Here is a 23,696-nt window from a genome sequence, read left to right as displayed (position 1 = left end):
TTTCATTTGATTTTTATGATACTCTTGCTACCAACAACACGCTATACGGCATTCTAATTCTGTGTCACAAATTAAAGAGATGAGTAACAAAATAACGCAACAAATTAATGACATCTGCGTCACTTATGAGCCTGATTTATCGTTACATTGCTTTGAAAAGATAAAAAACCAACCCTGGGCAATGCTCTTACGTTCACCATCAGACAATCACCCGGACAGTCGGTATGATATTTTAGTCGCTAACCCTGTTGCTAAAATCATTACAACCGGAAATGAAACCGAGGTTATTACCAGGAATGAGCATTATACTTCCACTTCCGATCCATTTGAAATTCTATCAAAAACTCAGGAAGAACTGTTACCCACCCTGGATGAGAATTTGTGGTCAGAATACCCTTTTGTAGGTGGTGCTCTCGGTTATTTTTCTTACGATCTTGGCAGAAGAATAGAAAAAATACCCAACGAAGCTTTAAATGATATTTCGTTGCCGGATATGGCAATTGGATTATATTCGTGGGCATTGATTGTTGATCACCATAGAAAAACAGCCAACATCGTCGGTCTAGATGTTCAAACGGTATTTAGCTGGCTGATAACCGATTTACCGACGTTATCTGAAAAAGATTATTTTAAGACTACAGGACCATGGACAACCAACATGTCTAAAGCGTCTTATCAAAATAAATTCAACGCAATTCAGGAATATTTAAAATCTGGCGATTGCTATCAGATAAACCTTACTCAACGATTTAAGACCTCTTATGAAGGAAGTGAATGGTACGCTTATAAAAAGCTTGAGACTGATAATAAAGCCCCTTTTTCCGGTTTCCTCCGCTTTGATGATCATTCTATTTTAAGCATTTCTCCTGAACGATTCTTAAAGTTAGATAATCAGCATATTGAAACAAAACCGATTAAGGGAACCAAGCCTCGTTCGGAAAATAAAAAAGAAGATCAATGGCTAGCGCAACAACTTGAAAACTCAGATAAAGATCAATCTGAAAATCTTATGATTGTCGATTTACTCCGTAACGATATAGGAAGAGTTGCGCAACCGGGAAGTGTAAAGGTACCAAAATTATTTTCCATTGAAAGTTTTCCTGCAGTCCACCATATGGTTAGCACGATTATTGCCAGACTGGATAAACACAAAACAGTCACGGACCTTCTGCGGGCGACTTTTCCCGGAGGATCCATCACCGGGGCCCCTAAAGTCAGGGCAATGGAGATTATTGAAGAACTGGAACCAAACCGGCGAAGTGTTTATTGTGGTAGCATTGGGTATATCAGCAGAAATAGGAAAATGGACACAAACATAGCCATCAGAACCCTTATTGCAAAAAAACAGAATTTGTATGTTTGGGCAGGCGGTGCAATAGTAGCAGACAGTAAAGTAGATAGTGAATATCAGGAAACTTATGACAAACTGGCTAAAATTCTTCCATGTTTAGCCGAGAAGAATTAATAATAGTGAATATGAATACAGAACAGATAATTACTCACTTTCAACTGACAAAAACCCAGCCGTATGAACGGACTTCGCTCAGGTCTGGAAACAATGTCAGAAACAGAAAACTTTATAAAGCAGCTGTGCTCATCGGTTTCATTGACAGAAACAACCGCTCATACATACTTTTTACCAAGCGTGCCGATCATTTGCGGCATCACCCCGGGCAAGTCTGCTTTCCTGGAGGAAAATTTGAAGATGATGACCATGAGCTCTCAGCAACAGCCCTCAGAGAAACATATGAAGAAATTGGCATTACACCCGAAAACATCACCATTTTTGGCTTTCTTCCTGAACTGACAACAGGAAGTGGATTCAGTGTCACTCCTGTTCTCGCCAAATTATCGTCTTCTTTTCAGCTAAATATTGATCGGAACGAAGTAAGTGATGTATTTGAAGTACCCGTCGATTATGTTCTTAACCGTCACAACTTACAGATAAAAAAATTCAGAGTGAATAATAGTTTCAGGCATGTTTTCATGCTGCCCTATTATCATTATCTGATATGGGGAGCAACTGGACAAATAATCGATTCACTTCAGCGCCAGCTACTAAACCTGACAGGGACAACACCGACTAAATTTCAGAGTTAAAAGTCCGCAATCAAACAAGGAATCTGCTCAAGAGACAATTCATACATTGCGGCCCCCTGCCTGACGGCTTCTTTTGGCATGCCGTACACAACGCAGGATGCTTCATCCTGTGCATAAGTTTCTGCTCCCGATTTTTTCATCTCCATCATACCTTTTACACCATCATCACCCATACCAGTCATGATAATACCAATGGCATTTTTACCGGCGGCATTTGCGACAGAACGAAACAAGACATCGACAGAAGGCCTGTGACGACTCACTAAAGGACCGTCTTTTATTGAAACGGTATACTGCGCTCCGTTCCGGTTCAGCAACATATGTTTTCCACCATTTGCAATAAGCACCGTCCCGGAAATTACCCGGTCGCCATCCTGAGCTTCTTTTACAGTAACATCGCACAGTTGATTTAACCGGGTAGCAAAGGCTGAAGTAAACTGTTCTGGCATGTGTTGCACAACAACAATCCCCGGAACCGTTCTCGGAAGCTGTTTCAGAACTTTCTCCAGAGCCTGTGTACCACCTGTTGAGGTCCCGATTGCAATCACTTTATCTGTCGTCGTCAACACCTTGCGCTTGGTATGAACCGGTAATATTGCATCAGCAGATAATTTTTCGGTCGGCTCCTGAGTCTTACGAAATGAAGCAGAAACTTTTGCCTGAGCGGCTGCTCTTACTGACTGAATCAGCCGTTCTCTCGAACCTTCAACAAAAGCTCTGAGTTCTGTTTCAGGCTTAGTTATAATATCAACGGCACCGGCAGACATAGCCTGCATGGTTGTATCTGCCCCCTTTTCTGTTAACGTTGAACAGATAATGATAGGAGTCGGGCGTTCAGCCATGATTTTTTTCAGAAAAGTAATCCCATCCATACGGGGCATTTCTATATCCAGAATAATGACATCCGGCCACTGCTTTTCCATGTTTCTCATGGCAAATATTGGATCCCTTGCCGAACCGGACACACAGATGCCGGATACTTGCTCTAATTGTTCCTGAAGTAACTTTCTAACTAATGCAGAGTCATCAACTAGCTGAACCTTGATCATATAGAATTCCAATCTTATATAACAATTACTTATACAAATCACACAGAACTGAACTGAATACTGGGATTCAGGCCGATTTTCTGAAAATAGAAGGTCGGACCATTCGCAAATTTACATCAATTCCCTGAAGATTTTCCGTATGACTGATAAACAAATAACCTCCTGGGTTTAACTGCTCAGAAACCCGTTTCACAATATCTGCTTTCTTTTCTTTATTAAAATAAATTAAAACATTGCGCAGAAATACAATATCAAACATCCCCATGGTAGTAAGCTGAGCATTCAGGTTGACCTGACAAAAATGAACCCGGTCACGCAAAGGTTTCGTAATTAATAATGTCCCATTTTGAGTGCCCGTTCCCCTCAGACAATATTTTTTTAGATATGATAGAGGAATACCTTCATGCCGAAGCATCTGATAATGGCCAGCTTGCGCCTTTTTCAATACTCTCTGGCTAATGTCTGAACCAATTAATTCCCATTTGGCCCCCACATGAAAATCATCCAGAAGCATAGCCAGACTATACGTTTCTTCACCAGAAGAACATGCAGCACTCCAGACTCTGAGGGGAGAGTGATTATAATGGGGAATTATTTTTTCTTGTAAATAATTGAAATGAGCAGGTTCTCTGAAAAAGAAAGTCTCATTGGTTGTCAAAAGATCAATCAGGATCTGGGATTCTTTCTTCCCCTGTTCACCTAAAATATATTGGTAATAATCAAAAAAAGTACTAAACCCCAACTGAGCCAGTCGATTAACCAACCGGGTTTCTAACAGCGTTTTTTTGGTAGGCGTCAGATGAATGCCCACCCGTTTATAAAGAAGTTCTTTAAACAACAAAAACTCATGCCGGTTTATGGGACTAATCTTAGCAAGACGGCTATCCACAGACTCCAGCTTCCATTTATCTTTTTCGGAAGAGAACAAATTAAATTCAGGCATTTTCACTGTACACCATCATTTCAATTACCTCCTCTTCCTGCCAGATAAATAAACAGGCCGGAGCCTGAGAACACTAAAAGTTTATAAATTCAGAATCATCCAAATCTTCTGATGTTTTTTTCGCTGCTGTATTCGTTTGAATACCAGGCTGAGTGGTTAAATGAGTCACCTCACCTTTCATCAGTTCCTGTACTTTGAAGAAAGCAACGGCCTGAATAAGTTGGGTTGCCTGGCCACTTAATTCTTCAGCCGTTGCCGCTAATTCTTCAGATGCTGACGCATTCTGCTGTGTCGCTTTATCCAGCTGCACCATAGATTCGTTGATTTGAGCAATACCGGTCGCCTGTTCCTCAGACGAAGCGGTTATTTCTTCAACCAAATCAGCAGTTTTCTTAATACTTGGTACTATATCAGCAATAAGATTGCCAGCATTTTCTGCAATGCCGACACTGTGTGTAGCAAGCTCATTAATTTCCTGAGCGGTTGTTGAACTGTTTTCTGCCAGTTTACGGACCTCAGATGCAACAACCGTAAAGCCTTTACCATGTTCACCAGCTCTTGCTGCCTCAATGGCCGCGTTAAGTGAAAGCAAATTGGTTTTATAAGCAATATCTTCTATCAGACTAATTTTGTTAGCAATCTGCTTCATAGCTTCAACAGTCTGCACCACCGCTTTACCGCCTTCTTCAGCATGCTGAGCGGCCGTCGTTGCCATATTGTTGGTAACTCGCGCATTTTCCGTGTTTTGCTGAACCGATGCGTTTAGCTGCTCTACTGCCGCTGTCGTTTCCTCAACACCAGAAGCCTGTTCGGTTGCTGCCTGACTAATACCCTGAGCTGTTGCATTTACCTGCTGAGATGCCGTGCTCAGATTTCCAGATCCAGAGCGAACCTGTTGAATCACATCATTCAGACCATTTGTCATATCCATCATTGCGCCATAAACACCTGTTGCATTCTCTGGATGGCTGAATTTAATCGTCAAATCACCATCTGCAATTTTACGGGCAATCTCTTGCATTTCTTTAGGTTCACCACCCAGTGGACGGCGGATGATTCGTGTCAGCACATAAGCGAGGATAATACCGACAACAACTGCAATACCACTGACCCAAATGACTGCATTAATGGTTTGATGATTGACCATTGAAACATGTGAGCCAAGATTATCCTGCTCATCATGAATGGATTTCTCGAGAAATTCCGTACCGGCAGCAACAATAGGCCCAATCCTATCCAATTCTCCACGAACCAAATCATTTCGTTTAATCACTACCTGATTCAATTCTTCTGTTCTCTCTATGTAACTTTTTCGGGCTTTAGAGAAAACCGCCAGTTGTTTTCGTTCATCGGGGTTTGTAATTAAATTATCCAGCATTTTTTCTTTTTCAGACAATGCATTTTTTAGCTCACTAAATGCTCTGTCCAGATCCGATTGCTGATTGGCATCTAAGTATTTCATAACCTGGAGACGAGCACGTAATAAAGCTGTACTTGCCTGTAATGCCTGAACCGAAATATTGTTTTCTCCATTCAGATAAGCAGTATCAGAAATGCTTCCCAATGCGTTGGTCATATCCCATCCCAATGGTGTAAGCACGTCATATAGTAACTCATCATGACGATCATTTAACTGGCTAACCTTGATAAAAGCATTCTTATAAGTTTTAAACAGGCGGTTTACTTCTTTTACCTTTTCAGCCCTTTCTGGTTGTTGAATGTCCACCAACGCTTTTTTAATTAATGTTTCCAGACTTTTTAAATGATTTTCAAACGCGGTTTTGCTCGATTCAGAATGTGTTCTGAGATAGTTCACTGCATATAATCGAGCTTCAAGCATACTGGACTGCATATCCGATGAAAGGCTTGTAGCCTTTCCCAATGATTGGTAATCATTGAACCCTTTAACCGAAGAAGTTAATCCGAAATAAGAGGCTGAGGATACGACAATGAGTAAGATAATGAGTAATCCATACCCTAAGCCGATTTGGGTGCCAAGTCTGAGTTTATTAAGCATAGTTATTACTCCAGAGAGTTTTTGTTTCCGTTTTTATGACCTTTCTCATTTAATAGGTGCGACATCAAAGCGGTTCTTATGAATCTGAGATCTTATTCAGATCCGGTTGATAATTTATCGGGCTTGTATGGTTGGTTATGTTTTCCAGTGAAGACAGTTCTTCAACTGACAAAACCTTATCGATAGCAAGAAGAATGATAAACTCTCCATCAATATTTCCCATAGCCCGTATGAAGTCAGTTCGGATGTTGGCACCGAAACTTGGTGGTGGCTGAATGTGTTCCTCATCTATTTCCAGAATTTCACTTACTTCATCAACCAACATCCCCAAAACCTGAGTATGTTCCCCCTGTACAACTTCCACTAGCACGATAGAACTACGCTTTGTCAGTGTGCAGGGTTTACCAGCCAACCGGGCTGATAAATCGACAATAGGAACAACGCTTCCCCGTAAGTTCATCACACCACGAATAAATGGTGGAGTCATTGGAACACGAGTCATCGTCATCACTTCCAGCAGTTCTTTGACATCGAGAATTTCGACAGCGAGTCTTTCCCCGGCACAAAGAAATGTCAAATATTGTGTCACATTGTTAACAGACACTGTGGAAGATTGACGAGAATCAATAATTTCTTGAGTCACAATACAGAGTCCTTTTTGTTAATGCTGATACGATATGGGATCAGTGGCACTGATTCCTGATATATTTACCCGGGCTGATAACTGCTCGGCTTTCTCAATTAATTCCTGAATATTTAAAATAAGCGCAATATCACCTGATCCAAGAACCGTAGCTCCACTGATTCCTGAAAGGTTACGGAATACAGCGCCAAGCGGTTTAATAACCGTTTGTTGTTCTCCCATCAAAGAATCAACAACTAAAGCGGCTCTGGTCCGTCCAAAGCGAACCACCACCAACGATTCACGATATTTCTGAGCGGTACGAGGTAAACCGAAAAACTGACGCAAATGAATGAAAGGCATCACCTCCCCACGAAAGTTCACATAGTTCCCCTGTTGCTGAATTTGATCAACGCCGAACTCAATACATTCCTGAACCATACTCAGAGGAATTATGTAAGATTCATTCTCGACACCGACTAAAAAACCATCAATAATCGCCAGAGTCAGAGGCAGCCTGATTGTCGTTTTGGTTCCTTTCCCTCTTTCACTTTCAAGTTCTATAGAACCACGTAAGGCTTCAATATTACGTTTAACAACATCCATTCCGACCCCCCGGCCGGACAGATTTGAAGCTTTGGCTTTCGTACTTAATCCCGGTTCAAATATCAACTGAAGTAATTCTCTGTGGCTCAACACCTGCTCAGGGGAGATTAAACCAATCGCTTCAGCTTTCTCCCTGATTTTTTCTACATCCAAGCCAGCACCATCATCTTCTACTTCAACCACAATATGGCCGGAATCATGATAAGCATTCAAGTTCATTGTGCCTTTGGCTGATTTTCCTACGGCTAATCTTTCTTCCGGTATTTCTATTCCATGATCCAGAGAATTCCGAACCAGATGAGTTAATGGATCATTTAATTTTTCTACAACCGATTTATCCAGCTCACTTTCACCGCCACTGATAACCAACTCGATTTCTTTTCCTAACTCTTTACTAACATCCCGGACCACACGTTTGAAACGTGAAAAAGTGTCGCCAATCTGAACCATTCTTAGTTGAAGAGCTGTATCGCGAATTTCTTCCACTAACATTTCCATACTGGAGGCTGAATCATTCAGATCAGGCTGATTCAGTTTTCTTATCTGAGTTTGTATGGAAGCGCTGGATATAACCAATTCACCAACTAAATTAATTAATTGTCCGAGTTTCTGAGCATCGACACGAATAGAACTGGCCTCTTTTTTTACCTTATATTTTGCCGGGTCTTGCTTTTGTAGTGACGCCTTAGCAAGACCGACTTTAATTTCTCCGGTTTTAGTCTGCTCAGAAGAAACGCATTCTGCCTGTTTAATATTATTATCTTGCCGTGTATTGTTTACCGGGTGCTGAAAAAGTTCTGTTTCTGGCTGATGTGTTATTTCTGTAGGTTCGATATAATTTTCAATCTGCTCACGATTGTCATCCGGGATTTTCTGCAACAATTCTATAAATCTGGAATGCTCATCTTCCGGAGAGACAATATCAATGAGACAATCATCCTGAACAAATTCGAAAACATCGAGAATTTCTTTTTTAGCAGCTGAACTACTAAAAAGAATCCGGAATGATAAATAACAAGTTTCCGGATCCATTTCCTCTTCGGTTTCGTCCAGATGATACAGCGTAACGACTTTGACCAGCTCACCAAGATTTCCCAAATAGCGAAGAAAAGAAATAGGATCAAATCCATTTCTGAATGTGTCCGGTTTAAAGTCAAGGGAAAGGAGCCAGATTTTTCCAGAATCAGATTTTTGTTCTAATGTCTGACTAACCGAAGACTCACTATTAACATCACACAAAATACCATCATTTTGGTTTTCAGCGCCCGAAAGCTGGGCAATTAAATCGTATCCCACTCTCAACAGTTCTTCCGGAATAACAAACTCTTCAGACTGAGCTACACATTCGACTAATTTCGCTGTGTGGTCTTTGCAGTTAAGTAATAACGCAATCAACTCCTGATTGACAGAGCGCTCTCCACTTCTTACTTTATCCAGCTCTGTTTCAACAGGATGAGTAAATTCTACAATTGAGTTAAAGCCGAAAATGCCGCCAGACCCTTTAATTGTGTGCATAGCCCGGAATACACTATTCAGATGTTCAGAGTTATCCGGATCTTCTTCCATCATTAAAAGGGCATCTTCCATTTCCTGAAGTAGCTCTTCTGATTCTTGGACAAATATCTGTTTTGCTTCTTCGCTCATACAGATTCCTCCCTCTAATCTTCCGGATTGATAACCGGATCTGACAGGCGATCGATCAAATTAAGCATTTCGAACGTTTCCAGAACAAGGGAGCTATGATTGACAAAGCGAACAGATCGATTGTTCTGTTCGCTGTCATTCTTTATTTGCAACAACAGCTGAATCCCGGCACCGTCTAACTCATCCACTACAGATAAATCAACCAGGATTTCCCCTGCCAATTTTGACCAGTCGCTATAAAATTTTTCTTTTAATTCAGCAACAGTATAAATGGTTATTTCATTATCGAAGGAAAACCGGGGCCCCTCTTCCTGCTGTGTCACAACTGTTTCCATCTTTATCTCCGAGTATCGCTAAGGCATAATCAATTTTGATACCGCATTCAGCATTTGCTCTGGTTGAAATGGCTTCACGACCCAGGCTTTTGCACCCGCAGCTTTACCTTCGGCCATTTTGGCCTGTCCGGATTCTGTTGTAAGCATAATAACTGGTGTAAATTTATACTTAGGGTTTGCCCGGGCTGCTTTGAGGAATTCAATACCATCCATGTTAGGCATATTTACATCACTTATGATCAGATGAATTTTCTGCCCGTTCAGCTTGGTCAATGCATCTTTACCATCAACGGCTTCCAAAACGTTATAACCTGCACCACGCAAAGCAATACCTACAACATGACGTATAGACGCGGAGTCATCAACAACAAGAATATTCTTTGGCATTTAAATACCTCTGTCCGATTAAAACTAAAAAAATGAAACAGAAGACGGAGCAGCATTTTCACCGTCACGACCGCTGGTTCCATCATTACTATGGTTTACAAACTGTTCTGACGTTACATAATCCTGCTTCATTGATTCAAGCAGTTCCTCGATGTTAATAGGAGCCGGAATTTCACCTTTCCGGTATGATTCATGACGTTCGTCGGCAATAGCCAGCATCTGAGCCATACTGGAAACAACCTGTGCAATAATCTGAGTGATCCGATCCTGAAACTGAAATGACACCAGCATTTGCTCAATTTCAGCATGAACATGCCGGCTCAATTCAAGAAGCCGATCACTTTCTTCCTTAAGTTCATCACTGCGTCCTGTTAATCGTTCAATGACTTCATTTACCACATGCTGACTGGATGATATTGCATCGGTAATAGACACATTAGTTTGAGAAGAGACTTTACCAAGGTTCTCGACAATTTCAGCCACTTCCCCCATTTTCTCTATAATATGAGCACCAGTTTCCCCTGATTGCGAAGACAATTTCCTCACTTCATCGGCAACAACAGCGAACCCTCTTCCTGATTCACCTGCCCGGGCTGCTTCAATCGCTGCATTAAGAGCTAATAAACTTGTCTGATCGGCAATTTTTCCGACATCACTGGCCATCGATTCCAGCTCAGTTGTGTAATTAGTCAGATTATTAATACGGGAGGCTAGTTGATTATTGGAATTTTCAATTTCAATGAACTTGCTATCGACGCTTTTTAATTTTTCCTGATCGCTTTCATCTTCGCTTAAGGCGTTCCCTTCGTCACTAGCATAAGACACCTGAGTAACTTTGCTCATTTCAGTCGTTAGTATGGAAAACTTCTCCGTCAGACTTGAGATATTGTCTTCCATTTGAGTTGAACAGCTTCGGAGGTGACGTTGCCAAATGGGGGCTATTTGAGTGAAGATAGAGTAAGTATCATCTAATCGTTGTTTTAATAATTCGACCAGCTCAGCTTCTTCTTGCACTCTTTCATTAGTAAGGCTTTCTTCTGCATTGAAACTATTTCTTTTACTATCTCTATATGCAAATGCCAAACTGACGATTAAAAGCAAAAAGTTAATCGCCCACATAATCTTTGGATTTTCATACATGAGAGAAAGATTTAACAAAATTACTACTACAAGAGCAGAATGCACATAAGACGAGTAACTCTTATTCATAAATTACCTACAGAAGTCATATTGTTATTTCTATATTGATCAAAAGTAATACAATCTGTTTAAACATAGTCGACTATTTTTATATTCAGCAAATAATTTTTTTAACAGTTGCAGACAATGTGTAAAAAAATATAAATGACAGTAATAAGTCAAAAGGATATTTACAATAATGTTAATAATAGTCTTTTTCAAGCAAAGATTAACTACTTGTCCAGTATTTAAGCAACTTATTTCTCAGGATTTTTCAGCTCACATGTCTGATCCTATCTAGCTCACATTTCTAATGTTTTTAAATTAATCTCTTACTTTTTTTTATTTGTTCGATCACCTAATTTACAATTAGAAACAAATAAACTGCCTTATTTATACTTTACTCTATACTCACATCGTTCCAATGAAGCTCTAAAATCAATCTTTTGTATCTGCCTAGCTACTAAATGGTGAATTTATCTCAATACTCTATCATTTACATAGAACCAAATTAATTCACCAAAATTCATCGTACAATTTAAATAAATTACATATGGTGTCATAGCTTGATGTTCTGTATGCTACGCCAGATTCATGAGGATTATATTTTTACAAGTATTTTTCAAGCTTATTATTCCTTTATAGGTTATTGATATGATTAGCATTTTTGATATATTTAAAATTGGCATTGGCCCATCCAGCTCTCATACCGTCGGCCCGATGAAAGCGGGAAAATTATTCATTGATGACCTGAAAACCAAACAGTTACTAACTAAGACAACGCGTATTAATGTTGATATATATGGTTCGCTATCATTAACAGGAAAAGGGCATCATACTGATGTGGCAATTATTTTGGGGCTCTTAGGCTATTCACCTGAATCTGTTGATATTGACTCTATACCTTCAGTATTCGAGAACGTAACAAGTACTCAGCAATTGAAGATTGACAATCATACTATTGAATTTCCAGCTGATTCTGGACTTGTTTTCCACAACTCAAATCTCTCTCTCCACGAAAACGGAATGAAAATTACAGCCTGGAGTAGCGACAAAGTCCTATTCACCAATACCTATTTTTCTATTGGTGGTGGGTTTATTGTGGATGAAGCACATTTTGGTGAATCTATCGAAGCTTCCGGAACATTTCCATATCCTTTTGATAGCGCAGCAGATCTGGTCTCTCTATGTAAAGACAATGGTTTGTCGATAAGTCGGCTGATTCTGGAAAATGAAATCGCACTTCAAAGTGAAAGTGACGTCAGAAATCAGTGCTCTGATATATGGACAACAATGAAGAATTGTATTGAGAGGGGCATGAAAACTGAAGGTATACTGCCCGGGCCTCTTAGAGTTCCAAGACGTGCTGCAGCTTTGAAGCAACAACTACAGGCTTCAGAAAGAACATCAAATGATCCGATGGCTGTTGTAGACTGGGTAAATATGTATGCTTTTGCCGTAAATGAAGAGAATGCAGCCGGTGGACGGGTAGTAACAGCGCCGACAAATGGTGCCTGCGGCATTATTCCTGCCGTTCTTGCCTATTATGATAAATTTGTTCAGCCAATTTCATCTGATGATGAAATTCGTTATCTTGCCACCTGTGGTGCAATTGGCGGTTTATATAAAAAGAACGCATCAATCTCTGGAGCCGAAGTTGGATGTCAGGGTGAAGTTGGTGTTGCATGCTCAATGGCAGCTGCCGGCCTTGCGGAGCTGATGGGGGGAAATCCTGAGCAGGTATGCATGGCGGCTGAAATCGCAATGGAACACAATTTAGGGCTAACCTGCGATCCGGTTGCCGGGCAAGTTCAGGTTCCCTGCATTGAACGAAATGGTATTGCTGCTGTTAAGGCGATCAATGCAACAAGAATGGCGTTACGGCGTTCTTCTGCCCCTGCCGTATCTCTCGACAAAGTCATCGAAACAATGTTTGAAACTGGGAAAGATATGAATGCTAAATACAGGGAGACCTCTCAGGGAGGACTTGCAATTAAAGTCATTTGTTAAGAAAATAAGGCCTGTTCAAATAAACAGGCCATTGACAATTGTTATTCCGAGTAGACACATCCTGCCGTGCAGGTTTCTTTCACTTCTACTTTGCTCAATAGAGGTAAGTCCGGCTTTAGTTGTTGCCAAATCCATTTTGCTAAGACTTCACTGGTTGGATTTTCCAGCCCTTCTATATCATTCAGATAATAATGGTCTAAACGATTATAAATAGGTTTAAATGCGGCTTTTATATCACCAAAATCAATAATCCATCCGGTCTGAGGGTCCACCTCACCTTCAACATAAAGACGAACCAGAAATGAATGACCATGTAAGCGACCGCACTTATGACCTTCAGGCACATGAGGAAGTCTATGAGCGGCTTCAAACATAAACTCTTTGTATATTTCTGTTTTCATCTTCAATCTCTAGTAAAAAAACGACGGGCTATGTTAAGAAATATCATTCAAATGCACAAGATTAAACTAATTTAGCTGGTGTACAATGGTCAATTCGTTTATAAACGCATTATAAATACGCGATTTATCCGCGAAAATGACATTAATGGTTGAAGCTGGCAAATTCGCAGGTAAACTGTGCCGTTAAATAAAAAAGTAATGTGTAAGCTCAATCATTATTCTATTTTCAGAAAATGATCCGATTTTCTTGTAAATAAACTTCAATGATTGCCTCAATGGAGAATTAAATAAACATGACTTACGTGCCTGTAGTTGACGTATTAAGCGGAAAACTTTCAGTAGATACTGAAGTAACAGTCAAAGGCTGGATTCGCTCTCGTCGGGATTCTAAAGCCGGAATCTCTTTCCTTGCCATTTATGACGGCTCTTGTTTCAACCCGATTCAGGCCGTGGTTCCGAATTCATTAAATAATTATGCTGACGTACAGAAACTGACAACAGGGTGTTCAGTAAATGTAACCGGAAAAATTGTCGAATCTCCTGCTAAAGGTCAGGATTTTGAACTGGCAGCAAATTCTGTTGAAGTGATTGGTTGGGTGGAAGACGCAGATACTTATCCGATGGCAAAGACCCGGCATTCTATTGAGTACCTTCGGGAAGTTGCACACCTAAGACCAAGAACAAACATAATCGGTGCCGTTGCCCGGGTACGAAACTGCCTGTCTCAGGCTATTCACCGCTTTTATCATGAAAATGGTTTTATGTGGGTTTCTGCTCCACTAATTACAGCTTCTGACTGTGAAGGCGCAGGAGAAATGTTCCGAGTGTCCACTCTGGATATGAACAACCTGCCTCTGACAGACAAAGGTCAGGTTGACTATAACGAGGATTTCTTTGGCAAAGAAACCTTTTTAACAGTATCTGGTCAGCTAAATGCGGAAACGTATGCTTGCGCTCTTAGCAAAGTTTACACTTTCGGTCCAACATTCAGGGCAGAAAACTCAAATACCAGCCGACACCTTGCTGAATTCTGGATGGTTGAACCTGAAGTTGCTTTTGCTGAACTTGACGATGTTGCAGGGCTTGCAGAAAACATGCTGAAGTACGTCTTTAAAGCAGTTTTGGAAGAACGTCGTGATGACCTTGAGTTTTTTGCTCAGCGTGTTGACAAAACCGTCCTTGATCGTTTGGAAAAATTTGTTACATCCGATTTTGCCCAGGTAGATTATACAGATGCTATCGATATTCTTCTTAAATCCGGTAAGAAATTTGAATTCCCTGTAGAATGGGGAATTGATATGTCTTCAGAACATGAGCGCTATCTTGCTGAAGAACATTTCAAAGCACCTGTAATCGTTAAAAACTACCCTAAAGATATCAAAGCATTTTACATGCGCCTTAACGATGATGGCAAAACGGTAGCCGCAATGGATGTTCTTGCCCCCGGAATTGGTGAAATTATCGGTGGTTCTCAACGTGAAGAACGTCTCGATGTGCTCGATGCCCGAATGACAGAAATGGGTATTCAACCAGAACATATGAGCTGGTATCGTGACTTACGTCGTTACGGAACAGTTCCTCACTCTGGTTTCGGACTTGGTTTTGAGCGCTTAGTTTCTTACGTTACTGGTGTATCAAATGTCAGAGATGTTATTCCATTTCCACGAACTCCCCGATCCGCAAATTTCTGATTTGAGTTAATACTTTAGAAATGAAAGCCACTCACTACGAGTGGCTTTCTTTTAGGTGAAATATGCTAAAAAAAGGAAATAAATGCGTGTTTAATTTCTAAGAAATTGTCAATTTACATAGTGTTAACAACATTTAAAAAATAATTTCGGTTTTTTCTTCTGTGACTGTTGTAACATGTTTGCCATAAAGGTATAAATAGCTAAAACCGCCAGGTTCAAAGACGAATTTTAATTCCCACCAATTTAATACATGGATGAAGATTATGTTTGAAAAAGTTGTTGCCGCACCGGCTGACCCTATTCTTGGATTGACTGAAGAATTTAAAAAAGATACCCGGGCTGAAAAAATCAATCTGGGTGTTGGTATATACAAAGATGAATCCGGTCAAACCCCTGTTTTAGCTACAGTAAAAAAAGCGGAAGCAGCCTTGCTGGAAAATGAAAAAACCAAGTCATATTTAACCATTGAAGGTACTGCTGAATATGGGCTTGCCGTGCAAAAACTATTATTTGGAACTGATTCTGATATCGTGATCAACAAACTGGCCAAAACAGCTCAAGCCCCTGGCGGCACAGGTGCATTACGTCTTGCTGGTGAATTTATTAAACGTCACTTACCAACCAACAAAATCTGGATTAGTAATCCAACATGGGCAAACCATAATGGTGTTTTCAAAGCAGCAGGACTAGAAACGGTTCAGTACCGTTACTACAATGCGGAAACAAAAGCGAAAGACTTCAGTGCGATGGTTGCAGATTTGAAAAATGCATCGGAAGGTGATGCGGTGCTCTTTCATGGTTGCTGTCACAATCCAACTGGCATTGACCCCACCATCGAGGAATGGGAAATTTTGGCAAAATTAGTGTCTGAAAAAGGATTACTGCCATTATTTGACTTTGCATATCAAGGTTTTGCAAAAGGTGTAGAAGAAGATGCTCAAGGCCTTCGTATTTTTACTAAATATAATAAAGAAATCCTTGTTGCCAGTTCTTTCTCCAAAAACTTTGGCCTATACAATGAACGTGTCGGTGCATTTACTCTTGTTTCCGAATCGGAAGAAGTGGCAACTTCTGCATTTTCACAGGTGAAAGCGATTATTCGCTCAATCTACTCTAATCCACCAGCACATGGCGCTGCTGTTGTAACATACGTTCTTAACAACACTGAACTTCATGCTGAATGGGAAAAAGAAGTTGCAGAAATGCGTGACCGTATTCAGGAAATGCGAGACCTGTTTGTTGCAACGCTAAAAGAAGAAGGTGTCAAGGAAGACTTTAGTTTCATCTCCCGTCAAAACGGCATGTTCTCTTTCTCCGGTTTAAATAAAGAACAGGTTGCACGCTTAAAAGACGAGTTCGGTATCTATATTGTTGGGTCAGGACGAATCAGTGTAGCAGGAATGACCAAATCAAATATGGTACCTCTTTGTAAAGCAATTGCTGCCGTACTTTAATTTCTCTTAAATCAAAGACTAATTTCAAAGCGCCCTTTTTTGGGCGTTTTTTGTCTGCCGTATTCGTTTCTCTGTGCTACTTTTAAAAAGTCATGGTTAGGAAAAATAATCACAGAGGATATTATGCTTGCAGATGTCAAGGATGAAAAAAAAACCGCGTATAACATTTGCCCGGATGAATTTATTTTTAAAAATCATCACCTTATTCCATCAAATAAAGTATTACTGATTAATGACTGCAATTGTAACAATTCAATCTTTTTGGCAAAACGAGGATTCGATGTTACAACACTTTGTCATTCTAAGTATGCGGTTAGAAAAAGCAAACAAATCACCAACTCCAACCAGACTTCAGTAAATTATATCTGTTCCGATCCCAACGATTTTGATTTAGGAAAAGACAACTGGGACGCTATTATTTCGTTATTCTGCCATTTATCTCCCATTTCCCGTCAGTCATTTCATCACAGACTTGCGCAAGCACTACGTAGCAAAGGTATCTATATTACCGAAAATTGTGTACATATTATCCCAAACGAAACTCGGAAACCTATTGCCCCCCTGGAACAACCTATTAATGTCTCATCAATACGGAATGAATTGAGTCAATTGCAGATTTCTCATATCCAGGAGTTAGAAAAAGAGATAAAAATAAACAACAGGAAAGAATGCAAAGCACAGATAATACAGGCAGTTGCATTCAAATAAATGTGTATCATATGTGAATTACATCAATCGTTTTTGTATGCAAACCAAAAACAGGACATCAACTTGTTTGGCCCGATGCCATTTCTTTGATAATTATTGATCTAAAGTGAGTCAAAACATCAGCAGAAATTTTTATCATTGCCACTACATCCACTCCTTGATACAACATTAATTCATTGTCTTTTGACACACCGAAGTCATCGAAGAAAACTCTCATAGAGGCTTCTTCCATCTGAATCTGATATTTAAATTCACCTGCACATTCAAACACATAATTTGCATCGTTTGTGTCTTTGAATTTATATTGATATGGTTTGATCACTTAATAACCGTATTTTTAAACAACTAATTTACTTATTTTAGCTCAAATTTTACTTAAGATTTTATGCATCAATTCACTTATCTGCAATTTTCACCAAATTCAGCGGCAAAAATTGTCGCAACCATTCATTTATAAATATTACTGATAGCAAGCATTCGATGAAACAGCAACAGATTATATTTTATAAACAAAGGGTTATAAAAAAACACTTATTCATTAAAGAGTTGTTCTAAATGGAACGCAAATTGCTTGTTCATTATTTGTTCAAGATAGTCAGATTTACGTCGATAACCTGATAGAACCTCTATCCGTTAACACAAGTAATGTAGGAGACACAGCAATGCTTAAACAACTACTATGCTCTCTACAGCAGTTTGCTCGAATGAAACATAATGAGGTAAAAAAAGGCTTTTATAGCTGTGAGTTTGCTGCCTCACTTATTCAATCATACACAAAAAGTATGATAAAGGCTTTAACTATAATAGGCAGAGAAGCATATACAAAAAAAATACAGTCCGAGGCAGACAAACTTTGTTTATCTATCTATTCTGGCTATAAGCCGCCAAAACTTAAACTGACAAAGAAGAAAAAAGTTACCCGGCAATCTGGTATAAGGTCACTTAAAAAATGTGCTTCCAGATTTGGTCCTCAGCGAGCTGAAACACACTAAATCTGTATCAGATAAAATAGCCGTAAAATGGATTCTTCCTTTAAAAGTGAGAATCCAAGTTTATTCTTATCCCCCCGACCATCAGAACTTTTTCGGTGCAAACCCCGTCATAACGTCCAAATGAAGAAGTTTGCCCAATTTTGTCATGGGATGAACAATAACCATACCTTTCACTGATTTTTTCAATTTCCCAATATCTGCCTGCTCGCTTTTCGTTATTTCCCGGGAAAATGGCATATCAAGTAATTTCTTACGCTCTTTATTAAGGTTGTAATCCTGTTTACCTTGTAATGACTTAAGCTGTATCTTTAATTCATCGATTTCATTGGTAAATTTGGAAATCATATCATCGTCAGCACGAGATCTTGCGGCTTCCAGCTTATGTTTGCACTTATCTAACCGATTTTTAAGCTGCTGGGTCTGCTCTTTTATACTCATGTAAATTATTCCGTTTTTCTGTAGAGACGAATTATAGCACAGACAAATAATCGAGTATGATTTTAAGTATCAAAGGTAACTAAACAAAACCAGCTAATATAGGTCATATAATTAGGTACTACTGAGCACACAAGCAAAAACGGGGTAAATTCATTAATGCTGCGACACCACTAATCGTTGTCCCATAAAACAACACTGGTTTCTTATGCAGATAATGGACAATGGATCCGTTAGTACATGTGCTGCCGGTTGCAATAATGATGTCGCACCAATCAAGAACTTCATTCAACTTGGCTTCACCATCTTCTATTTCAATACCAAACTTTATCTTACCTATTTTATCTTTATCCAAATCTAAATTACGAACAGAAAAAAAACTTGCAAGTGATTCAAGCATACTTGGTTGAAGCCCAATCAGAGCAATTTTGGGATTTCCAAAATGTTTTTTTACATAATCAACTAAACCTTTGGCGCATTCTTCAGGTTCATTATTCTTGCAATGGACGGTTCGATCTGTAACGCCCAGATAAGCACATACTGCGTTGACCGTAGAAATTAACACCGCTCTTTCCCAGTTATTTTCAGGTTCTTTTTCTATAATTGATGAAATCGTACCACTAAAAAGGCCAGGCATATCTGTAAATGCCTGGCCTCTGAAACCTTTAAATTCAGCCTGCATCAGGCGTTCTTTCCCGGTAAGAAGTGGGTAATCTTTTCGGGTTGGATGACCTATTGCTTCTTCATTTGTTAATACCGTACCGGCAATCGAAATATTTTCATTTAAAAAATCATAGTCATTAACAATTTTCCGAAACTTATTCAATAAATTTGTAAAAAAATCATCTTGATCCATTTTTCTCTCCAACATATTCCTTGCATTTTTTGATATAGAATATCCAAATAAACATCATTTTATTGCATATTCCACTTACCATTATGACACTAAGCACAATTTTCTACAACTGAATAAAATTGGTTGATGTGATTAATAAAAATAAACATTACTACTCCAGTAAAACTGGATAATATTAAATTTATTAGGTGCAAATATAAATATTAAAATCTTATCAATTTAATTAAATTAAAAACAAAGTTATTAATTTATTTTCATTTATTTAATTCACGTAAAATTTGATAGTTTATTTTTCATAAAATGCAGTAAATAGCATATGTATGGTATACATAACTAAATTGTCATTTATTTCCTTTTATTATTCACAGTGCAAATATATAATCAATATATAATCAATATCAATAATTTGTTTATAATTTTTTATGCTCGAAATATATTAGTTGCATATTGACTACTCAATAGTTTAGTCGCAACATCATAGAAAATCATTGAATTAACAATTTCTTAGCTGTTAATCACGGTTTAATATTTTATAAGTCTCAATTTTTAGAATTAGAACAATATATAAGGCTGATTATGAATATTGGAAAAAAAATAGGTGTGGGCTTCGGGGCTGTTTTATTACTGCTATCTTTTGTAATTGGCATTTCTATCAATGCACTGAATAATGCTGATGATGGAATTAGTAAATATCAAAACATGGCACGAGATACTAATTCCATTGGAATATTACAAACTAATATGTTAATGACCCGAATGAGCGTTAAAGATTATCTTATTAATCAAAAAAAAACAGCCATTAATGAATACGATGGCTATATAAAGAAAATGCTTCACACCATTAAAAAAATAAACACCAGCAACTCTAATCATGAGCGAAATGCTTTTATTACAGATCTAAAACCATTAATAAATAAGTATAACGACGGTTTTAAAGAGATTGTGTCGGTAATGGAAAACCGAAAAACTGTTTACAATAGCAAGCTGGTCCCTCATGGGAAAACCATGAAAAAAAACATTTCCCAAATTATTAATTATGCCAAAATGAATGAAAATTCTGCTGTTGCTTATTATGCGTCTTTGGTTCAGGAAAAAATGCTAACCGGAAGAATACTAGCGTTAAAATATTACCAATCAGGAAAGGAAGATGATTACAACACGACAATTAAGTATATAGATTCTTCACTGAAAAACAGCCTTAACGATTTAGAACATCAAAAACAAGATAAGTTGTCAGAAAAGTTATCAAATGAATTCAAGCAGGCTCACAAAGATTACATCAATGACATCAATAAAATTCACGCCCTGACAGTTGAAAAAGACAAAATTATTGGTAGTACACTGGCACCTATCGGAAAAGAAGTCGCGAAACAAATCAATAAGATCAAACTATCGTTGATCAGGCAGCAGGACTCATTAGGACCTAAATTAAAAGAAAAAACAGATTCAGGTGTCAGAATATCACTGATACTTGCCGCTGTTGCACTCATTGTTGGCATTGTTGCGATTTTCCTATTACGTAATTCTATTACTACACCTATCCACAAAGCCATTAACATCGCAAATCGACTTGCCGAAGGTAATCTGACTATAGAGCATAGCAACACCAGAAAAGATGAACTTGGCTTACTTCTGAATGCCATACATAACACAGCACAAAATCTGAAAAGTATGGTCACAACTATTTCAGGTGCAAGCATTGAACTGGCATCTTCCTCGGAAGAGCTGGCCGTTGTTACAGAACAAACTTCAAAAGGAATCATTCAGCAAGAATCTGAAACCAATATGGTTGCAACAGCAATGAATGAAATGACAACCACGGTTCGGAATATCACTAATAATGCAGCAGGAGCTGCAGATGCCGCAGAACAAGCAGAGAAGGAAGCACAAACTGGGAATGTCATTGTGGAAAAAGTCATTGACTCTATCGGTTCTCTGTCTGCCAACGTCACGCATTCATCACAGGAACTTACCAATGTCGAACACGAGGTGCATCACATTAGTAAAATTCTGAATGTTATCCATGAAATATCCGATCAGACGAATTTACTCGCGCTAAATGCGGCTATTGAAGCAGCCAGAGCCGGGAAATACGGACGTGGGTTCGCAGTCGTTGCTGATGAAGTCCGTTCACTTGCAGCAAGAACTCAGGGATCCACGGCTGAAATACAAACTATCATAGAGAAACTACAGACCAGTACACAAGCCACTGTAGACGTCATGGGACAGTGTAAAGAACAATCAAATTATTGTGTTCAGCAATCGAACGATGCTCAGATGGCTCTAAACACAATCACAAATGCTATTAATACAATTAACGATATGAACATTCAGATCGCCAGTGCTTCAGAGCAGCAAAGCATTGTTGCTGAAAGTATTAATGAGAATGTTTTAAACGTTAAGCACATTGCAGAAGAAAACGCGGTAGCATCCAATCAGACTAAGAGTTCCAGTGGAGAAATTGCTCACCTTGCAAATAAATTAAATGAATTGGTTTCACAGTTTAAACTCTAGCAGCCTACACCGATTGTAGTAATAAGAAGATGACTTAGGCCAGCCAGTTGAATGTTGATGGTGGTTTTTACATATACATTAAGCTAACCACACAACAATGAATATGCATCCAGTCTAATTTATGAAACACTCTAAAGCTTTTTATTGGGGCGATATCACATTATAATTAGATCAAATAAGCAACAAATTGCTTTTTTGGAAGATTTTTCAATTTTAGACTCTGGACATTTCCTGCACCAAGTCGGTATTAAAAGCTAATTTAAATTCATAAAATTAAGTGATGTTAATAATAATGAAAATAAACAAATTCTATCTGGCAACCTTCTTTTGTTTAATAACGCACTTCGCCTTTGCCAGCCATATTCCAGTTTACAGCCTTACAGCAGATTATGTTACTCAAGAGGAGATAAGATGGTTTGATGGGGATAGACAAAACACTCAATATACCTATCAGAACAGGAAGTATACCGATAATCCTTTTTTTGAATTTTATTCCTATCAATCTAAAAGAGGCTTTTTCTCCCTATCTGAGCATGATTTAAACGTTCCTTATATTATCTTCAAATCAATTTCATATAGACATGGATTTATCGACTTTCCAGTTGAAATTTTAAATCAATTCTTCAGATACTATGATATCGGAGATTTAGGATGTTACCCAATACCATACTGGCCTGGACAACATTCTCATGGCCCTAATGATCCAACTGAAGAACCTTTGCCATCTGAGGTTCCAGAGCCTGCTTCAATCATGTTATTTATCGTTGGAATTGGGATAATCTTATCAGTACGTTTAAGGCAAAGTAAAAATCAGCTTTGATAAAAACAGCCAGATAATGCTCTATTCAAAGAAAATTATCTGGCGACTGATTTAATTAATTCTGTATTAATTACAGAGGACGAACCTTAGTTGCGCAGGGTCCTTTTGGTCCCTGACCAACTTCATATTCGACCTGCTGACCGTCATTGAGGGTCGCGAAGCCACCCCCAGCCTGAATTTCTGAGTGATGGACAAATAAATCCTTTCCGCCATCATCCGGTGCAATAAATCCAAAACCTTTATCTGCATTAAACCACTTAACTGTTCCTTTACTCATGCTCATATCTTCTTTTGATTGGTGAAGTTTCAAAATACTATTAACGAATTCACCGTTTCGGCAATAGTCCATTAATTGATCGCTAAGATTTTAATTTAGTACGTATCTGAGTATTAAACAAATTAACACGACAAATAATCATAAAAATTTAAAAAGAAAGTAAATTCTGTGAATTATGACCAGCAGTACCTTTGAGTTCATCATTGTTGAAATTACAAATGATACGTATTATCATTTGAAAAAATAAACATCATATGAGGTGATAAATCAGGATATGGATATGGATAAATCACAGTGGATTCATAATTGCTACTTTAAAGCTCAGGATGCATTTTGCTCCGCGCACATGGTAAGTGGCAATGAACCTGATGTTGTATACAGCTACATATATCACTCCCGGCGGCTGTCTTCATATTACGGAGAAGGCTCTGAATACTGTAACACATTACTTTGTGAATACTTTCTGAGACAAACTTTTTCCCATTTTCTTACCGCAATTCAGAATACTTCCCTAACCCTGACTTTTCGCCAACTATGTCTGAATTCAATCCATAACCTTCTTTTTGAACTAAAAAAACACTACCAGAACTTATCAGGCGGACAACAGAAATATCTTGAGCTGAAATATCAGCTTCAGACTATCCATATATAATACG

General features: G+C 38.7%; 22 protein-coding genes and 1 pseudogene. 10 read left to right on the top strand and 13 right to left on the bottom strand.

Annotation, left to right across the window (positions count from 1 at the left end; translation table 11 throughout):
* Nucleotides 1-79 precede the first annotated feature (79 nt).
* The gene (pabB, locus tag LRQ06_RS00465) at nt 80-1,465 is read left to right on the top strand and encodes an aminodeoxychorismate synthase component I (protein ID WP_232764474.1); all 1,386 of its coding nucleotides are present in this window, start codon (nt 80-82) and stop codon (nt 1,463-1,465) included.
* Between the two features lie 11 nt (nt 1,466-1,476).
* Nucleotides 1,477-2,100 carry a CoA pyrophosphatase gene (locus LRQ06_RS00460; RefSeq protein WP_232765441.1) on the top strand — a complete coding sequence of 208 codons (624 nt, stop codon included), beginning with the start codon at nt 1,477-1,479 and terminating at the stop codon, nt 2,098-2,100.
* Here the strand turns inward: LRQ06_RS00460 and LRQ06_RS00455 are convergent.
* From LRQ06_RS00455 to LRQ06_RS21175, 8 genes and pseudogenes are all read right to left on the bottom strand, one after another.
* Complete coding sequence (locus LRQ06_RS00455; protein ID WP_232764473.1) at nt 2,097-3,149, bottom strand: protein-glutamate methylesterase/protein-glutamine glutaminase; 1,053 nt, start codon at nt 3,147-3,149, stop codon at nt 2,097-2,099. The genes LRQ06_RS00460 and LRQ06_RS00455 overlap by 4 nt on opposite strands.
* A gap of 67 nt (nt 3,150-3,216) precedes the next feature.
* Nucleotides 3,217-4,092 carry a CheR family methyltransferase gene (locus tag LRQ06_RS00450; RefSeq protein WP_232764471.1) on the bottom strand — a complete coding sequence of 292 codons (876 nt, stop codon included), beginning with the start codon at nt 4,090-4,092 and terminating at the stop codon, nt 3,217-3,219.
* 73 nt (nt 4,093-4,165) lie between these two features.
* Entirely contained in the window at nt 4,166-6,109 is a 1,944-nt protein-coding gene (locus tag LRQ06_RS00445; protein ID WP_232764469.1) for a methyl-accepting chemotaxis protein, read from the bottom strand.
* 76 nt (nt 6,110-6,185) lie between these two features.
* The gene (locus tag LRQ06_RS00440) at nt 6,186-6,752 is read right to left on the bottom strand and encodes a chemotaxis protein CheW (RefSeq protein WP_232764468.1); all 567 of its coding nucleotides are present in this window, start codon (nt 6,750-6,752) and stop codon (nt 6,186-6,188) included.
* Between the two features lie 18 nt (nt 6,753-6,770).
* Complete coding sequence (locus tag LRQ06_RS00435) at nt 6,771-8,981, bottom strand: chemotaxis protein CheA (protein ID WP_232764467.1); 2,211 nt, start codon at nt 8,979-8,981, stop codon at nt 6,771-6,773.
* A gap of 14 nt (nt 8,982-8,995) precedes the next feature.
* Entirely contained in the window at nt 8,996-9,316 is a 321-nt protein-coding gene (locus LRQ06_RS00430; RefSeq protein WP_232764466.1) for an STAS domain-containing protein, read from the bottom strand.
* Between the two features lie 18 nt (nt 9,317-9,334).
* Entirely contained in the window at nt 9,335-9,703 is a 369-nt protein-coding gene (locus tag LRQ06_RS00425; protein ID WP_232764465.1) for a response regulator, read from the bottom strand.
* A 372-nt stretch (nt 9,704-10,075) separates the two neighbouring features.
* Nucleotides 10,076-10,363 (bottom strand): annotated as a pseudogene (locus LRQ06_RS21175) (methyl-accepting chemotaxis protein); the annotation flags it as partial.
* Nucleotides 10,364-11,536: 1,173 nt separating this feature from the next.
* Here LRQ06_RS21175 and LRQ06_RS00415 point away from each other — a divergent pair.
* The gene (locus tag LRQ06_RS00415) at nt 11,537-12,892 is read left to right on the top strand and encodes an L-serine ammonia-lyase (RefSeq protein WP_232764462.1); all 1,356 of its coding nucleotides are present in this window, start codon (nt 11,537-11,539) and stop codon (nt 12,890-12,892) included.
* A gap of 41 nt (nt 12,893-12,933) precedes the next feature.
* Here LRQ06_RS00415 and queD read toward each other — a convergent pair whose 3' ends face one another.
* On the bottom strand, nt 12,934-13,293 hold the full coding sequence (gene queD, locus LRQ06_RS00410) for a 6-carboxytetrahydropterin synthase QueD (protein ID WP_232764461.1): 360 nt from the start codon (nt 13,291-13,293) through the stop codon (nt 12,934-12,936).
* 293 nt (nt 13,294-13,586) lie between these two features.
* On the opposite strand from queD, the gene asnS reads away from it, so the two are divergent.
* The 3 genes from asnS (at nt 13,587) to LRQ06_RS00395 (ending at nt 17,146) form a co-directional block, all read left to right on the top strand.
* Nucleotides 13,587-14,984 (top strand): asparagine--tRNA ligase, encoded by a 1,398-nt coding sequence (gene asnS, locus LRQ06_RS00405; RefSeq protein ID WP_232764460.1) that lies wholly within the window; start codon nt 13,587-13,589, stop codon nt 14,982-14,984.
* Nucleotides 14,985-15,247: 263 nt separating this feature from the next.
* Nucleotides 15,248-16,438 carry an amino acid aminotransferase gene (locus LRQ06_RS00400; protein WP_232764459.1) on the top strand — a complete coding sequence of 397 codons (1,191 nt, stop codon included), beginning with the start codon at nt 15,248-15,250 and terminating at the stop codon, nt 16,436-16,438.
* Nucleotides 16,439-16,561: 123 nt separating this feature from the next.
* On the top strand, nt 16,562-17,146 hold the full coding sequence (locus LRQ06_RS00395; protein ID WP_232764458.1) for a class I SAM-dependent methyltransferase: 585 nt from the start codon (nt 16,562-16,564) through the stop codon (nt 17,144-17,146).
* 58 nt (nt 17,147-17,204) lie between these two features.
* Here the strand turns inward: LRQ06_RS00395 and LRQ06_RS00390 are convergent, their stop codons facing one another.
* On the bottom strand, nt 17,205-17,468 hold the full coding sequence (locus LRQ06_RS00390) for a hypothetical protein (RefSeq protein WP_232764457.1): 264 nt from the start codon (nt 17,466-17,468) through the stop codon (nt 17,205-17,207).
* A 340-nt stretch (nt 17,469-17,808) separates the two neighbouring features.
* Between LRQ06_RS00390 and LRQ06_RS00385 the strand changes: the two genes are divergently transcribed.
* Entirely contained in the window at nt 17,809-18,138 is a 330-nt protein-coding gene (locus tag LRQ06_RS00385) for a hypothetical protein (protein ID WP_232764456.1), read from the top strand.
* A gap of 81 nt (nt 18,139-18,219) precedes the next feature.
* On the opposite strand, the gene LRQ06_RS00380 is transcribed toward LRQ06_RS00385, so the two are convergent.
* Both LRQ06_RS00380 and LRQ06_RS00375 read right to left on the bottom strand, forming a co-directional pair.
* Complete coding sequence (locus tag LRQ06_RS00380; protein WP_232764455.1) at nt 18,220-18,576, bottom strand: YibL family ribosome-associated protein; 357 nt, start codon at nt 18,574-18,576, stop codon at nt 18,220-18,222.
* A 118-nt stretch (nt 18,577-18,694) separates the two neighbouring features.
* On the bottom strand, nt 18,695-19,429 hold the full coding sequence (locus LRQ06_RS00375; RefSeq protein ID WP_232764454.1) for a Rossmann-like domain-containing protein: 735 nt from the start codon (nt 19,427-19,429) through the stop codon (nt 18,695-18,697).
* Nucleotides 19,430-20,005: 576 nt separating this feature from the next.
* On the opposite strand from LRQ06_RS00375, the gene LRQ06_RS00370 reads away from it, so the two are divergent.
* The gene (locus tag LRQ06_RS00370) at nt 20,006-21,943 is read left to right on the top strand and encodes a HAMP domain-containing methyl-accepting chemotaxis protein (RefSeq protein ID WP_232764453.1); all 1,938 of its coding nucleotides are present in this window, start codon (nt 20,006-20,008) and stop codon (nt 21,941-21,943) included.
* A gap of 292 nt (nt 21,944-22,235) precedes the next feature.
* A complete protein-coding gene (locus LRQ06_RS00365) occupies nt 22,236-22,763 on the top strand; it encodes a PEP-CTERM sorting domain-containing protein (RefSeq protein WP_232764452.1) in 528 nt (175 codons plus the stop codon).
* Between the two features lie 70 nt (nt 22,764-22,833).
* On the opposite strand, the gene LRQ06_RS00360 is transcribed toward LRQ06_RS00365, so the two are convergent.
* The gene (locus LRQ06_RS00360) at nt 22,834-23,046 is read right to left on the bottom strand and encodes a cold-shock protein (RefSeq protein ID WP_308218809.1); all 213 of its coding nucleotides are present in this window, start codon (nt 23,044-23,046) and stop codon (nt 22,834-22,836) included.
* Nucleotides 23,047-23,320: 274 nt separating this feature from the next.
* Between LRQ06_RS00360 and LRQ06_RS00355 the strand changes: the two genes are divergently transcribed.
* A complete protein-coding gene (locus LRQ06_RS00355) occupies nt 23,321-23,692 on the top strand; it encodes a hypothetical protein (RefSeq protein WP_232764450.1) in 372 nt (123 codons plus the stop codon).
* Nucleotides 23,693-23,696 lie beyond the last annotated feature (4 nt).

The sequence above is a fragment of the Vibrio salinus genome, assembly GCF_021272385.1.
GTDB classification, from domain to species: Bacteria; Pseudomonadota; Gammaproteobacteria; order Enterobacterales; family Vibrionaceae; genus Vibrio; species Vibrio salinus.
The sequence above is the reverse complement of the archived record's forward strand: the minus strand, read 5'-3'. Positions and strand labels throughout refer to the sequence as shown.

Excerpts from the sequence above, each read along its gene's own strand:
- pabB (WP_232764474.1), top strand. The coding sequence starts at position 80 with ATGAGTAACAAAATAACGCAACAAATTAATGACATCTGCGTCACTTAT.
- LRQ06_RS00460 (WP_232765441.1), top strand. The coding sequence starts at position 1,477 with ATGAATACAGAACAGATAATTACTCACTTTCAACTGACAAAAACCCAG.
- LRQ06_RS00455 (WP_232764473.1), bottom strand. The coding sequence starts at position 3,149 with ATGATCAAGGTTCAGCTAGTTGATGACTCTGCATTAGTTAGAAAGTTA.
- LRQ06_RS00450 (WP_232764471.1), bottom strand. The coding sequence starts at position 4,092 with ATGCCTGAATTTAATTTGTTCTCTTCCGAAAAAGATAAATGGAAGCTG.
- LRQ06_RS00445 (WP_232764469.1), bottom strand. The coding sequence starts at position 6,109 with ATGCTTAATAAACTCAGACTTGGCACCCAAATCGGCTTAGGGTATGGA.
- LRQ06_RS00435 (WP_232764467.1), bottom strand. The coding sequence starts at position 8,981 with ATGAGCGAAGAAGCAAAACAGATATTTGTCCAAGAATCAGAAGAGCTA.
- LRQ06_RS00430 (WP_232764466.1), bottom strand. The coding sequence starts at position 9,316 with ATGGAAACAGTTGTGACACAGCAGGAAGAGGGGCCCCGGTTTTCCTTC.
- LRQ06_RS00425 (WP_232764465.1), bottom strand. The coding sequence starts at position 9,703 with ATGCCAAAGAATATTCTTGTTGTTGATGACTCCGCGTCTATACGTCAT.
- LRQ06_RS00415 (WP_232764462.1), top strand. The coding sequence starts at position 11,537 with ATGATTAGCATTTTTGATATATTTAAAATTGGCATTGGCCCATCCAGC.
- queD (WP_232764461.1), bottom strand. The coding sequence starts at position 13,293 with ATGAAAACAGAAATATACAAAGAGTTTATGTTTGAAGCCGCTCATAGA.
- asnS (WP_232764460.1), top strand. The coding sequence starts at position 13,587 with ATGACTTACGTGCCTGTAGTTGACGTATTAAGCGGAAAACTTTCAGTA.
- LRQ06_RS00400 (WP_232764459.1), top strand. The coding sequence starts at position 15,248 with ATGTTTGAAAAAGTTGTTGCCGCACCGGCTGACCCTATTCTTGGATTG.
- LRQ06_RS00395 (WP_232764458.1), top strand. The coding sequence starts at position 16,562 with ATGCTTGCAGATGTCAAGGATGAAAAAAAAACCGCGTATAACATTTGC.
- LRQ06_RS00385 (WP_232764456.1), top strand. The coding sequence starts at position 17,809 with ATGCTTAAACAACTACTATGCTCTCTACAGCAGTTTGCTCGAATGAAA.
- LRQ06_RS00380 (WP_232764455.1), bottom strand. The coding sequence starts at position 18,576 with ATGAGTATAAAAGAGCAGACCCAGCAGCTTAAAAATCGGTTAGATAAG.
- LRQ06_RS00375 (WP_232764454.1), bottom strand. The coding sequence starts at position 19,429 with ATGGATCAAGATGATTTTTTTACAAATTTATTGAATAAGTTTCGGAAA.
- LRQ06_RS00370 (WP_232764453.1), top strand. The coding sequence starts at position 20,006 with ATGAATATTGGAAAAAAAATAGGTGTGGGCTTCGGGGCTGTTTTATTA.
- LRQ06_RS00365 (WP_232764452.1), top strand. The coding sequence starts at position 22,236 with ATGAAAATAAACAAATTCTATCTGGCAACCTTCTTTTGTTTAATAACG.
- LRQ06_RS00360 (WP_308218809.1), bottom strand. The coding sequence starts at position 23,046 with ATGAGCATGAGTAAAGGAACAGTTAAGTGGTTTAATGCAGATAAAGGT.
- LRQ06_RS00355 (WP_232764450.1), top strand. The coding sequence starts at position 23,321 with ATGGATAAATCACAGTGGATTCATAATTGCTACTTTAAAGCTCAGGAT.